The following is a 13,324-nucleotide window of genomic DNA, read 5'->3' as shown; positions in this document are numbered from 1 at the left end:
CTCGTGAGCCGCATCGGGGTCGCGTTCGACAAGGCCCGGGCCGACGGGCGGGCCGTGCTGGTGGGCTGCATGCCGGCCGGCTTCCCGACCGTCGAGGGCAGCATCGCCGCGATGACCGCCATGGTCGACGCCGGCGTGGACGTCATCGAGGTGGAGATCCCCTACTCCGACCCGGTGATGGACGGCCCGGTCATCCAGAAGGCCAGCGACATCGCCCTGGCCGGCGGCGTACGCACCGCCGACACGCTGCGCATCATCGAGGCCGTCGCGGCCACCGGCGCGCCGGTGGTCACCATGACCTACTGGAACCCCATCGAGCAGTACGGCGTCGACGCGTTCGCCCGGGACCTCGCGGCGGCCGGCGGCACGGGCCTGATCACCCCCGACCTGATCCCCGACGAGGCCGACGAGTGGCTGGCCGCCTCGGACGCGCACGGGCTGGACCGCACCTTCCTGGTCTCCCCGTCGTCGACCGACGCGCGGCTGCGGATGACCGTGGAACACTGCCGGGGCTTCGTCTACGCCACCGCGATCATGGGCGTCACCGGCGCCCGGTCGCAGACCTCGGAGGCCGCGCCGATCCTGGTCTCCCGGCTGCGCGAGGTCACCGACCTGCCGGTCGGCGTCGGGCTCGGCGTCGGCACGGGCGCGCAGGCCGGCACCGTCGCCGGGTACGCCGACGGCGTGATCGTCGGCAGCGCGCTGATCCGCTGCCTGCTCGACGCGCCCGACCCGGCCGCCGGCCTGACCGCCCTGCGGGCGCTGAGCGCCGAGCTTGCCGAGGGCGTCCGCCACCCGCAGCGCTGATCCGCCCCGCCTCCGGGCGGCCTTTCCCGCCACCCGACCCGACCGGGGTGCCGGTCGGGCGGTGGGCGGCGGTAGCGTGTGCACCCGTGACCCTCGTCTCCACGATCCCCCAGGCGGCCCTGCCGAGCCCCAGCACGGCCGTCTGGCAGCTCGGCCCCCTGCCGCTGCGGGCGTACGCGCTCTGCATCATCGCCGGCATCGCGGTGGCCTGCGTGGTCACCGAGCGCCGGCTGCGCCAGCGCGGCGTCGCCCCCGGCGCGGTGCTCGACATCGCCGTCTGGGCGGTGCCGACCGGCATCATCGGCGCCCGGATCTACCACGTGATCACCTCGCCGGAGAAATACTTCGGCGAGGGCGGGGAGCCGCTCAAGGCGTTCGCCATCTGGGAGGGCGGCCTCGGCATCTGGGGCGCGGTGGCCGGCGGGGCGCTCGGCGCGTGGATCGCCGCCCGCCAGCTCGGCATCCCGTTCGCGGTGGTGGCCGACGCGCTCGCCCCGGGGCTGCCGCTCGCGCAGGCGGTCGGCCGGTTCGGCAACTGGTTCAACAACGAGCTCTACGGCGGCCTGACGACCCTGCCGTGGGGGCTGCGGGTGCACGACATGGACCCGCGCAACCCGGGTCACGCCAAGGTCGTCGACGGCGAGCCGGTGCTGCTGCCGGGGCTCTACCATCCGACGTTCCTCTACGAGGCGCTGTGGAACGTCGGCGTCGCCGCCCTGGTCCTCGTCCTCGACCGGCGGCTGCGGCTGGGCCGGGGGCGGGCGTTCGCGCTCTACGTGATGGGCTACACGGCCGGCCGGTTCTGGATCGAGCTGATGCGCACCGACGAGGCCAACCACATCCTCGGCCTCCGGCTCAACGTCTGGACGGCCGCGCTGGTCTTCGTCGGGGCGCTGGTCTACTTCCTGCGCGTGCGCGGGCCCCGCGAATACCTCGTCCCGCTGGGCGGCCCCGCCCCGGAGCCGGCCCCGACCGGGGGCGACGTGTCCCAGCTCGACCTGTCCGAGCGGGAGGCCGGCGCGCGGGCCGCCGCCCCGGAGGGCTACCGGGTGGTGAGCGAGGAGCAGTTCCGCGCGTACCGGGAGACCGGGGTCGTCCCCGACGACCCGGCCGACGCCGGCCCCGACGCGACCGGCGACGCCGACCGTGGGGAGACCGGGGCCGACGGAGCCGACGAGACGGACGACGAGGCGGCCGGGGCCACCGGCACCCGCGCCGCCGACCGCGAGAGCTGAGCGGGAGGGGTCGGCATGCGTACCGCGGTGGTGGTCGGCGCCGGGATCGGCGGCCTGGCGGTCGCCGGCGCGCTGGCCCGGTCCGGCTGGCAGGTCACCCTCCTGGAGCGCGCCGACCGGGTCCGCCCGGACCCGACGGCCGTCGTGCTCTGGCCCAACGGGGTACGCGCGCTGCGCGCCCTCGACCTCGGCGCGGGGCTCGACGCGATCGCCACGCCGCTGCCCGACGGCGGCGTGCGCCGCCCCGACGGGCAGTGGCTGGTGCAGCCCCGCCCCACCCCGGCCGACCGGATGCCCGTGGTGGTGCACCGGGAGGACCTGCACGACGCCCTGATCGCCGGCCTCGGCGAGCGGGTGGAGCTGCGCACCGGCGTGTCGGTGCGCACGGTGCGGGCCGAGCCGGGCCAGCGCCCGTCGGTCGGCGACGGCCGGCAGCGCTTCGAGGCCGACCTGATCGTCGCGGCCGACGGCACCGACAGCGAGATCCGCCGGCAGCTGGCCCCCGAGTCCCGGGTGGTCAGCTCGGGCTGCGCCGCCTGGCGGGCGGTGATCCCCTGGTACCGGGCGCCCCGGCTGCCGGCCGACCAGCCCGTCGGCGGGGAGACGCTGGGGGCCGGGTACCGCTTCGTGGCCGCCTCGCTGGGCGAGCGCGGCTCGTCGGGCGCGTCGAGCCGGGGCGGCATCTACTGGGTGGCCACCGCCGCGGGCGCGCCCCGCCCGGAGCCGCCGGAGACCCAGCTCACCCTGCTGCGCCGCTGGTACGCCGGCTGGCCCACGCCGGTCGGCGAGCTGCTCGACGCCACCGACCCGGCCGACCTGGTGCAGCAGGAGATCCGCGAGCTGCGCCCGCTGCCCCGCTCCTACGGCTTCCCGGCCGGGCCGGGCGGGGTGGTGCTGCTCGGCGACGCCGCGCACGCCATGCCCCCGCACCTCGGCCAGGGCGCCTGCCTCGCCTTCGAGGACGCCGCCACCCTCGCCTCGCTGCTGCGCGAGTCGCGCCTGCCGGACGCCGTGGTCGCGTACGACCGGCTGCGCCGCCCCCGCGCGGCGACGGTGGTGCGGCAGACCCGCCGGATGTCGGCGGTGCTCCAGGCCCGGGGCCGGCTCGCCCTGCGGGCGCGCGACGCCGCCCTCGGCGCGATCAGCCCCCGCCTGCTCTCCGGCGCGGCGGCCTCCGCCGCGCAGTGGCGTCCCCCGTCCTGACGGCCCCGGGCCGGGCCGAGCCGGGGCTCGCCGCCCGCGAGCGGCGGGACGGGGTTCGGGCCGTGGCCGGGCTCGGGCCGGGCCGGGCCGGGTCCGGGCGTCATGTCGGCGACATGGCGGTATTCCCGCGCCCTGATACCGCGATGTCGCCGACATCGCCGCGCACCCCGCCGGCAGGCGGCGGCGCGTCCTCGCCGGCATGCGGCGGCGGCGTCAGATGATCGCGGCGGGCTCGGCGATGCAGGCGGTGCCGATCCGGCGGAAGCCGACCCGCACGTAGACGCGGGCGATGTCCTCGCTGCCGGCGGAGAGGAAGACCAGGTCGGTGCCGGCGGCGCGCAGCGCGTGGGCGAGGGTGGCGGTGACCGCCGCGGCGAGCCCCCGGCGGCGGGCGGCCGGCAGGGTCGCCACCCCGGCGATCTCGGCGGTGTCGCCGACCCGCATCGCCATCCCGCTGGCCAGCGCCCCCTCGCCGGGGGCCTCGGCGAGCGCGGACAGCCGCCGGCCGTCGGCGGTGCGCGCCCGCTCCTCCTCCAGCGCCGCCACGTCCAGCTCGATGATCGCCGCGTCCCGCTGCGCCGGGCCGGCCTCGCCCCGGGCGGTGCCGGCGGCGGCGAAGCCCACGGCGGCGACCGCCCGGCGGGCGGCCACGTCGGCGGCGAGGTCGGGGGAGGTAGCGTCCAGCAGGCGCACCGGCACGTCGGTGAAGCTGCCCGGGTCGGCCAGGGCGGCGGGGTCGAGGACCATCAGCGGGGCCTCCAGGACGGTCAGCCCCGCCGCGCGGGCCACCGCGAGCAGGTCCGGTTTGCGCTCGTGCACCCATTCGAACGCCTCCGGCAGGCCGAGTTCCCGCTGCCGCTGGCGCACTGCGGTAATGTCGGCCACGGAAGGTGGCCCGGCGGCGTCGAGGCGGGGACGCGCGTAGAACGGCCATCCCGCCCCTTCCCGGACGAACAGGACCAGGGGGCCGTGCTCCTCGGCGCGGGCCGCGTCGCGGGGCACGGCGTCGTAGAACCGCTCCAGCCGGTCGAACGTCACAGTCGTCTCAGCGCGTACGTGATCCACCGCGCGAGACTACCTTTCCCAGGATCTGGAAGTGTGATCAATCTGAACTGGCCTTGCGCGCCTACCCCTAACGTAGACTCAATAGACCCATAAGGGCCGACGTCGTCCCGACCATGATCCAACCTGAGTGACGACAGGAGGCCCGGTGGCCTTTCCGTACCCTCTCAGCCAGCAGTCGGCCCCGCCCGCGGCCGGGCTGTACGACCCCGCGCACGAGCACGACGCGTGCGGGGTGGCGTTCGTGGCGGACCTGTACGGCCGGCGCTCCCACTCGGTCGTCGCCAACGGTCTCGGCGCGCTGCTCCGGCTGGACCACCGGGGCGCCCGGGGCGCGGAGCACAACACCGGCGACGGCGCGGGCATCATGATCCAGGTGCCGGACGCGTTCCTGCGCGCGGTCGTCGACTTCCCGCTGCCGCCCGCCGGCGAGTACGCCACCGGCCTGGTCTTCCTGCCGACCGACGACGACGGCGAGGCCCGCGCCCGCCGGGTCCTGGAGAAGTACGCCCTGGTCGAGGGCGCCGACGTCCTCGGCTGGCGGGACGTCCCCACCGACCCGAGCGGCCTCGGCGCGACCGCCCTGGCGGCGATGCCCCGGGTGCGGCAGGTCTTCCTGGCCGCCCGGCGGCTCACCGACACCCCCGCCGGCCCGGCCGGCTCCCCGCTGTCCGGCCTCGACCTGGACCGGGTGGCGTTCTGCGTCCGCAAGCAGGCCGAGCGGGAGACCGCCGAGCGGGGCGTGCCGGCCTACTTCCCGTCGCTGTCGTGCCGGACCATGGTGTTCAAGGGGATGCTCACCCCCGACCAGCTCCCCGAGTTCTTCCCCGACCTGACCGACGGGCGGGTCGACAGCGCCATCGCGCTGGTGCACTCCCGGTTCTCCACCAACACGTTCCCGTCGTGGCCGCTGGCCCACCCGTACCGGATCATCGCCCACAACGGCGAGATCAACACGATCCGCGGCAACCGCAACTGGATGCAGGCCCGCGAGGCGCTGCTGCGTAGCCCGAACCTGCCCGGCAACATCCGCCGGGTGTTCCCCGTCTGCACCCCGGCGGCCTCCGACTCGGCGAACTTCGACGAGGTCCTGGAGCTGCTGCACCTGGCCGGGCGCAGCCTGCCGCACGCGGTGCTCATGATGATCCCCGAGGCGTGGGAGAACGACCCCGACATGCGCGCCGACAAGCGCGCGTTCTACCGGTTCCACGCGAGCCTCATGGAGCCGTGGGACGGGCCGGCGTCGGTGGCGTTCACCGACGGCGAGATCGTCGGTGCGGTGCTGGACCGCAACGGGCTGCGCCCGGGGCGCTGGTGGCGCACCGCCGACGGCCTGGTGGTGCTCGGCAGCGAGGCGGGCGTGCTCGACCTCGACCCGGCCACCGTGGTCGCCAAGGGCCGGCTCCAGCCGGGCCGGATGTTCCTGGTCGACACCGTCGCCGGCCGGATCGTCTCCGACGACGAGATCAAGACCGAGCTGGCCGCCGCCCAGCCGTACGCGGAGTGGCTGCACGCCGGGCTGATCGACCTGGGCGACCTGCCGCCGCGTGAGCACATCGTCTACACCCACGACTCGGTGCGCCGCCGCCAGCAGACCTTCGGCTACACCGAGGAGGAGCTGAAGATCCTGCTCGCCCCGATGGCCCGCACCGGGGCCGAGCCGCTCGGCTCGATGGGCACCGACACCCCGATCGCCCCGCTGTCGACCCGGCCGCGGCTGCTCTACGACTACTTCCACCAGCTCTTCGCCCAGGTCACCAACCCGCCGCTGGACGCCATCCGCGAGGAGCTGGTGACCAGCCTCCAGCACACCATCGGCGCGGAGGGCAACCTGCTCGACCCGGGCCCGGCGAGCTGCCGGCAGATCGTGCTGCCCTACCCGGTGATCGACAACGACGAGCTGGCCAAGATCCTCTCCATCGACGAGGACGGCGACCTGCCCGGCTTCAAGGCCGTGCGGGTCTCCGGGCTCTACCGGGTCCGCGACGGCGGGGCCGGGATCAAGGCCCGGCTCACCGAGATCTGCCGGCACGTCTCGGAGGCGATCGAGGACGGCGTACGCATCCTGGTGCTGTCCGACCGCGACTCCAACGCCGACCTCGCCCCGATCCCGTCGCTGCTGCTCACCGCCGCCGTGCACCAGCACCTCGTCCGCGAGCAGACCCGCACCCAGGTGGCGCTGGTCGTCGAGTCCGGCGACTGCCGCGAGGTGCACCACGCGGCCGTGCTGATCGGCTACGGCGCGGCGGCCGTCAACCCCTACCTGGCCTTCGAGTCGGTCGAGGACATGATCGCCACCGGCGCCCTGACGGGCGTCGAGCCGGCGAAGGCGGTGCGCAACTACGTCAAGGGGCTCGGCAAGGGCGTCCTGAAGATCATGTCCAAGATGGGCATCTCGACCGTGTCGTCGTACTGCGGGGCGCAGGTGTTCGAGGCCGTCGGCCTGGACGCCCGCCTCGTCGAGCGCTACTTTCGGGGCACCCCCAGCACGATCGGCGGGGTCGACCTGCACGGCGTGCACGCCGAGGTGGCCGCCCGGCACTCGCTGGCCTGGCCGGCGCCGGGCGCGGTGGCGACCGACCGGCTGGAGGTCGGCGGGGAATACCAGTGGCGTCGCGAGGGCGAGCTGCACCTGTTCAACCCGGAGACCGTCTTCCTGCTCCAGCACGCCACCCGCAGCCGCCAGTACGACGTCTTCCGGCAGTACACGGCCAAGGTCGACGAACTGGCCGCGAAGGCCGGGTCGCTGCGCGGGCTGTTCACCCTGCGCACCGGCGTCCGTCCGCCCGTGCCGCTGGACGAGGTCGAGCCGGCCAGCGAGATCGTCAAGCGGTTCGCCACCGGCGCGATGTCGTACGGGTCGATCTCCGCCGAGGCGCACGAGACCCTGGCCATCGCCATGAACCGCCTCGGCGGCAAGTCCAACACCGGCGAGGGCGGCGAGGACGTCGAGCGGCTGCACGACCCGGCCCGCCGCTCGTCGGTCAAGCAGATCGCCAGCGGCCGGTTCGGCGTGACCAGCGAATACCTGGTCAACGCCGACGACCTCCAGATCAAGATGGCGCAGGGCGCGAAGCCCGGCGAGGGCGGCCAGCTGCCCGGCAACAAGGTGTGGCCGTGGATCGCCCGCACCCGCCACGCCACCCCCGGCGTCGGCCTGATCTCCCCGCCGCCGCACCACGACATCTACTCGATCGAGGACCTGGCGCAGCTCGTCCACGACCTCAAGTGCGTCAACCCGGCCGCCCGGGTGCACGTCAAGCTGGTCAGCGAGACCGGCGTCGGCACCGTCGCGGCCGGCGTGGCCAAGCTCAAGGCCGACGTCATCCTCATCTCCGGCCACGACGGCGGCACCGGCGCGTCCCCGCTCAACTCGCTCAAGCACGCCGGCACCCCGTGGGAGCTGGGCCTGGCCGAGGCGCAGCAGACCCTGCTGCTCAACAAGCTGCGCGACCGGGTCACCGTGCAGGTCGACGGCCAGCTCAAGACGGGCCGGGACGTGCTGGTCGCGGCGCTGCTCGGCGCGGAGGAGTTCGGCTTCGCCACCGCCCCGCTCATCGTCGAGGGCTGCGTGATGATGCGGGTCTGCCACCTCGACACCTGCCCCGTCGGCATCGCCACCCAGAACCCGGTGCTGCGCGAGCGGTTCACCGGCCGGCCGGAGTTCGTGGAGAACTTCTTCCTCTTCCTCGCCGAGGAGGTCCGGGGCTACCTCGCCGAGCTGGGCCTGCGCTCGATCGAGGAGGCGATCGGGCAGACCGAGCTGCTCGACGTCGTACCGGCCATCGACCACTGGAAGGCCCACGGTCTCGACCTCGGTCGCGTCCTGCACCTGCCGGAGCTGCCGGCCGACGCCGCCCGGCGCGGCGTGCGGGCCCAGGAGCACGGGCTGGAGCTGGCGCTGGACAACGAGCTGATCGCCCTCGCCCAGCCGGCGCTGACCGACGGCACGCCCGTGCGGGTCGAGGTGGCGGTGCGCAACGAGCACCGCAGTGTCGGCGCGATGCTCGGCGGCGAGGTCACCCGCCGCTTCGGCGGGGCCGGCCTGCCCGCCGACACCATCGAGTTCCTGCTGCGCGGCACCGCCGGGCAGTCCTTCGGCGCGTTCCTGCCCGGCGGGGTCACCCTGCGCCTGCACGGCGACGCCAACGACTACGTCGGCAAGGGGCTCTCCGGCGGCCGGCTCGTCGTCCGCCCGGACGCCGCCGCGCCGTTCGTCGACGGCGAGGCCGTGTCGGGGGAGCGGGCCGAGGACCAGATCATCGCCGGCAACACCATCCTGTACGGGGCCACGGCCGGCGAGGTCTTCCTGCGTGGCCGGGTCGGCGAGCGGTTCGCCGTGCGCAACTCGGGCGCGGTGGCGGTCGTCGAGGGCGTCGGCGACCACGGCTGCGAGTACATGACCGGCGGCACGGTGGTGGTGCTCGGCGAGACCGGGCGCAACTTCGCCGCCGGCATGTCCGGCGGCACCGCGTACGTGTGGCGGCTCGACGAGCGGCGGGTCAACACCGAGCTGGTCGACCTGTCGCCGCTGAGCGACGAGGAGTCCGACCGGCTGCACGAGCTGGTGCACCGGCACTTCGCCGAGACCGGCTCGGCGGTCGCCGAGGCGCTGCTCAAGCGCTGGCCGGAGGCGGTGGAGGAGTTCACCGCGGTGGTGCCCCGGGACTACCGCCGGGTGCTGGAGATCATGCGGGCCGCCGAAGCCGCCGGCCGTGACGTCGACGACGCGGTGATGAGCGCGCTGAGCGCGCCGGCCGCGCCGGTGCCGCCCGCCACGCGGGTGGTCGCCCAGGAGGTGGCTCGTGCCTGACCCGAACGGTTTCCTGCGCTACGACCGGCGGCTGCCCGCGCGCCGGCCGGTGCCGGTGCGGATCACCGACTGGCGGGAGGTGTACCCGCCGGCCGGCGAGGCGCTGATCCGCGAGCAGGCCACCCGCTGCATGGACTGCGGCATCCCGTTCTGCCACGACGGCTGCCCGCTGGGCAACCGCATCCCGGACTGGAACGACCTGGTCCGCACCGGCGGCTGGGACGCCGCGGTGGAGTCGCTGCACGCCACCAACAACTTCCCCGAGTTCACCGGCCGGCTCTGCCCGGCGCCCTGCGAGGCGGCGTGCGTGCTCGGCATCGGCGGCGGGCAGCCGGTCACCATCAAGCAGGTCGAGGTGGAGATCGCCGACGCGACGGCCCGGGGTGGCCTCGCGCCGCGTCCGGCGCCGGCCCCGACCGGCCGGTCGGTCGCCGTGGTCGGCTCCGGGCCCGCCGGCCTGGCCGCCGCCCAGCAGCTCGCCCGCGCCGGCCACGCCGTGACGGTGTACGAGCGCGACGACGCGATCGGCGGCCTGCTCCGCTACGGCATCCCCGACTTCAAGCTGGAGAAGCAGCACATCGACCTGCGGCTGGCCCAGCTGGAGGCCGAGGGCGTCCGGTTCCGCACCGGCGTGCACGTCGGCGTCGACGTGACCGCCGAGCAGCTGCGCGAGGCGCACGACGCGGTGCTGCTCGCCTGCGGCGCGTTGCAGGGCCGGGACACCCCGGAGACGCCGGGGCGGGCGCTGCGCGGCGTGCACCAGGCGATGGCGCACCTGGTCGCCGCGAACCGCGTCGTCGCCGCCGCGGGCGAGGGCCGGCCGGCCCTCGCGGTGCTGCCCGACGGCACCCCGATCGACGCCGCCGGCAAGCACGTGGTGATCATCGGCGGCGGCGACACCGCCGCGGACTGCCTCGGCGTGGCCCACCGGCAGGGCGCGGCCGGCGTACACCAGCTCGACCTGTACCCCGAGCCGCCGCACGCCCGCGACGCCGCGCGCGACCCGTGGCCGACCTGGCCGTGGATCCTGCGCAGCTACCCGGCGCACGAGGAGGGCGGCGACCGGGTGTTCGCCGCCGCCGTGCAGGAGTTCGTCGACGACGGCACCGGCCAGGTGCGCGCCGTACGCATCGCCGAGGTGACCGTCGAGAAGCGCGACGGCCGGCGCATCGTCACGGCGGTGCCCGGCTCGGAGCGGGAGCTGCCGGCGGACCTGGTGCTGCTGGCGATCGGCTTCGAGGGCACCGAGGAGCAGCCGCTGCTGGCGCAGTTCGGGGTGGCCCGCAACGCCCGGGGCGCGATCGACGCCCGGCCGGACTGGCAGACCGACGCCGACGGCGTCTTCGTCGCCGGGGACATGCACCGGGGCGCGTCGCTGATCGTGTGGGCGATCGCCGAGGGGCGGGCGGCGGCCGCCGCGATCCACTCCTACCTGGGTGGGGTGGGCGAGCTGCCCGCCCCGGTCGACCCGGCGCGGCAGCCGCTGGCCGCCCGCTGATCCCGCCGCGCCGGACGACCCGGACCTTGGACAGTTGGCGTTCCCCGGGGACGCCAACTGTCCAAGGTCGACCGGTCAGTGCGCGAGCAGGTCGTGGGCCTCGCGGATCTTGGCCCAGGACTTCGGCTTGACCGGGGCGGTGGGGGCGGCGGACCGGGCCGCCGAGGCGGCCTGCGTCAGCTCCGGGCGGCCCTTGGTGAACAGCCAGGTCGTGAACAGGGCGTCGAGGTCCTTGCCGGAGACCTGCTCGGCGAGGGCCTGGAACTGCTCGATCGTGCCGTTGCCGTGGCGGTGGGCGGCGGTCCACGCCGGCAGGATGCGGAAGAACGCCGCGTCGCCGACGGCCAGCCGGAGCTGGTGCAGGGCCATCGCGCCCCGGTCGTAGACCGCGCCGTCGAAGACGTTGTTCGCGCCCGGGTCGCCGGGCGGCACCTGCCAGAACTCGGCGTCGGCCGGGTAGCTGGCGTAGGTGAAGTCGAACCACTCCTGCGCGGTGCCCTCGCCCTGCTCCTCCGACCAGAGCCACTCGGCGTAGCTGGCGAAGCCCTCGTTGAGCCAGATCTGGCTCCAGTCCGCGACCGAGACCGAGTCGCCGAACCACTGGTGGGCGTTCTCGTGCACGACCACGTAGGTGTTCGACCCGCGCCGCCAGAAGCCCGGCCCGTACACCGAGCGGGTCTGCGTCTCCAGGGCGAAGCCGAGGCTGTTGGCCGGAGCGGCGACGCCGCCCTGCGCCTCGAACGGGTACGGCCCGAAGATCCCGCTCTCCCAGTCGACGATCTCGGCGGTGCGTCCGATGCTGGCCCGCGCGGCCGGCCCGAGCGCGCCCAGCGTGGTGCTGTACGCGTTGACGACCGGCTGCCCGTTCGGCGCGGTGTCGGTGACGATGTCGTACTGCCCGATGGCGAGGAACGCCAGGTACGTCGCGCCCGGCGTGGCGCTGCGCCAGCCCCAGCGGGTCCGGTTGCCGGGCTCGGCCAGCGGCGGCCGGGGCTGCACCCCGTTGCTGACGACCTCGACGCCGGTCGGCACCGACACGGAGACGTCCCACGTGGCCTTGTCGCTGGGGTGGTCGTTGCTCGGGTACCACCACCAGGCCGACTCGGGCTCGTTGACGGCGAGCGCCCCGTCGGCCGTCTTCGTCCAGCCGGTCCAGCCGTCGACGCGGGTCTGCGACGGCACGCCCGCGTACTGCACCACGATGGTCAGGGACTGGCCCGAGACGATGGGGCGGGGCGCGGTGATCACCAGCTCGTGGGCGCCCTCGCGGGCGAAGGTGGCCAGGTAGTTGTCGACCTTCACCGACTGGACGCCGAGCACGAAGTCCAGGTTGAACCGGGAGAGGTCCTGGGTGGCCCGGGCGAGGATCGTGGTGGTGCCGGAGAGCTGGTCGGTGGCGGGCTCGTAGCGCAGCCGGACGTCGTAGTGGTCGACGTCGTACCCGCCGTTGCCGTAGTCGGGGAAGTAGCTGTCGCCGATGCCGGGGCTGCCCGGGGTGGGCGCGGCCGGCGCCGCGGCCGGCCGGCCCCAGCCCGATCGGGCGGCGGCGTGGCCGGGTGCGCCGGCCGCGACCGCGCCGGCGGTGGAGACGGTCAGGGCGGCGATGGCCGCCGCGAGAACGCGTCGCACGGGATGGACTCCCTCCGTTGGGTGTACGCCGGCCAACCTAATCGACAGATGTAAACGGGTGTGTCCCGCGCGGGCGGTCCGCGCCCTATTCCCTCGATGGAAATGTTTCGATAGCATTACCGACCAGTAACCACCACCCCTGGGCCACGCGCGCGGTTCCGAGGACCCACCACCCCTGCCCCCGCGGAGGTTCCCCCATGCCCCACCGCCCGCTGGCCCGCACCCTGACCGCGCTGACCGCCCTGCTCGCCGCGACCCTCGGCGCGGCGGCCGCCCCCGGCGTCGCCCAGGCTGCCCAGGCCGCGAAACCCGCCCGAGCCGCCGCCGCGATCAACTACGTGGCGCTGGGCGACTCGTACTCCTCCGGCGTCGGCGCCGGGCCGTACGACCTGTCCACCTGCCTGCGCAGCGACAAGTCGTACGCCCCGCTCTGGGCCGCCGCCCACCAGGTGGCCAGCTTCACGTTCCCCGCCTGCGGCGGCGCGGTCACCGCCGACGTCATCAACAAGCAGGTGAACGCGCTGAGCACCAGCACCACCCTGGTCACCATCACCATCGGCGGCAACGACGCCGGCTTCGTCGACGTCATCACGAGCTGCCGGTTCGGCAGCACCAGCACCTGCGAGGGCGCGGTCGACGAGGCCAGGACGTTCGCCACCACCGAGCTGCCCGGCCGGCTCGACCGCACCTACGCCGCGATCCGCGAGAAGGCCCCCAACGCCCGGCTCGTCGTGCTCGGCTACCCGCGCCTGTTCGAGACGACCTCCTGCGGCGCGCTGGCGATGAGCGCCTACAAGCGGACCATCATCAACGAGGCCGCCGACCTGCTCGCCTCGGTCACCGCCGGCCGGGCCGCCGCGGCCGGGGCCACCTTCGCCGACGCCCGCCCCTACTTCGCCGGGCACGGCGTCTGCGCCGCCGCGCCGTGGATCCGCGACGTCACCGGCGTCATCGAGGCGTACCACCCGAACGCCGACGGCTACCGGCTGGGCTACCTGCCGGCGCTGAACGCCGTCACCGGCTGACCCCGCGCCACCGCAGCCGGCCGGCGGCCGACGGCCCCGCCTCAGGCCCCGC

At 75.0% G+C, this 13,324-nt stretch carries 8 protein-coding genes; 6 read left to right on the top strand and 2 right to left on the bottom strand.

Annotation, left to right across the window (positions count from 1 at the left end; genetic code table 11):
* Positions 1 to 3 precede the first annotated feature (3 nt).
* The 3 genes from trpA to LPU61_RS13005 all read left to right on the top strand — a co-directional run bounded on the left by trpA (position 4) and on the right by LPU61_RS13005 (position 3,245).
* Positions 4 to 807, top strand: a complete 804-nt coding sequence (gene trpA / locus LPU61_RS13015; protein ID WP_043967383.1) for a tryptophan synthase subunit alpha — start codon at positions 4 to 6, stop codon at positions 805 to 807.
* Positions 808 to 893: 86 nt separating this feature from the next.
* Positions 894 to 2,042: a prolipoprotein diacylglyceryl transferase gene (gene lgt / locus LPU61_RS13010; RefSeq protein ID WP_229405045.1), complete on the top strand. Its 1,149-nt coding sequence runs from the start codon at positions 894 to 896 to the stop codon at positions 2,040 to 2,042.
* 15 nt (positions 2,043 to 2,057) lie between these two features.
* Positions 2,058 to 3,245 (top strand): NAD(P)/FAD-dependent oxidoreductase, encoded by a 1,188-nt coding sequence (locus tag LPU61_RS13005; RefSeq protein WP_229405044.1) that lies wholly within the window; start codon positions 2,058 to 2,060, stop codon positions 3,243 to 3,245.
* Between the two features lie 213 nt (positions 3,246 to 3,458).
* Here LPU61_RS13005 and LPU61_RS13000 read toward each other — a convergent pair whose 3' ends face one another.
* Entirely contained in the window at positions 3,459 to 4,310 is an 852-nt protein-coding gene (locus LPU61_RS13000; protein ID WP_043967386.1) for a GNAT family N-acetyltransferase, read from the bottom strand.
* Positions 4,311 to 4,455: 145 nt separating this feature from the next.
* Between LPU61_RS13000 and gltB the strand changes: the two genes are divergently transcribed.
* Both gltB and LPU61_RS12990 read left to right on the top strand, forming a co-directional pair.
* The gene (gene gltB, locus LPU61_RS12995) at positions 4,456 to 9,120 is read left to right on the top strand and encodes a glutamate synthase large subunit (protein ID WP_229405043.1); all 4,665 of its coding nucleotides are present in this window, start codon (positions 4,456 to 4,458) and stop codon (positions 9,118 to 9,120) included.
* Positions 9,113 to 10,618, top strand: coding sequence for a glutamate synthase subunit beta (locus tag LPU61_RS12990; protein WP_229405042.1), 1,506 nt, complete (start codon positions 9,113 to 9,115; stop codon positions 10,616 to 10,618). The genes gltB and LPU61_RS12990 overlap by 8 nt, the downstream gene beginning before the upstream one ends.
* A 75-nt stretch (positions 10,619 to 10,693) precedes the next feature.
* Here the strand turns inward: LPU61_RS12990 and LPU61_RS12985 are convergent, their stop codons facing one another.
* Positions 10,694 to 12,247 (bottom strand): M1 family metallopeptidase, encoded by a 1,554-nt coding sequence (locus LPU61_RS12985; protein ID WP_229405041.1) that lies wholly within the window; start codon positions 12,245 to 12,247, stop codon positions 10,694 to 10,696.
* Between the two features lie 197 nt (positions 12,248 to 12,444).
* Here LPU61_RS12985 and LPU61_RS12980 point away from each other — a divergent pair, with 197 nt between their 5' ends.
* Positions 12,445 to 13,272: an SGNH/GDSL hydrolase family protein gene (locus LPU61_RS12980; RefSeq protein WP_043967394.1), complete on the top strand. Its 828-nt coding sequence runs from the start codon at positions 12,445 to 12,447 to the stop codon at positions 13,270 to 13,272.
* The last annotated feature ends 52 nt before the right edge of the window (positions 13,273 to 13,324 follow it).

This window comes from Micromonospora sp. NBRC 110038 (genome assembly GCF_020884815.1).
GTDB classification, from domain to species: Bacteria; Actinomycetota; Actinomycetes; order Mycobacteriales; family Micromonosporaceae; genus Micromonospora; species Micromonospora haikouensis.
Note: the sequence above shows the minus strand (reverse complement) of the source record. Positions and strands in the feature narration are given on the sequence as shown.

Excerpts from the sequence above, each read along its gene's own strand:
- LPU61_RS12980 (WP_043967394.1), top strand. The coding sequence starts at position 12,445 with ATGCCCCACCGCCCGCTGGCCCGCACCCTGACCGCGCTGACCGCCCTG.
- LPU61_RS13005 (WP_229405044.1), top strand. The coding sequence starts at position 2,058 with ATGCGTACCGCGGTGGTGGTCGGCGCCGGGATCGGCGGCCTGGCGGTC.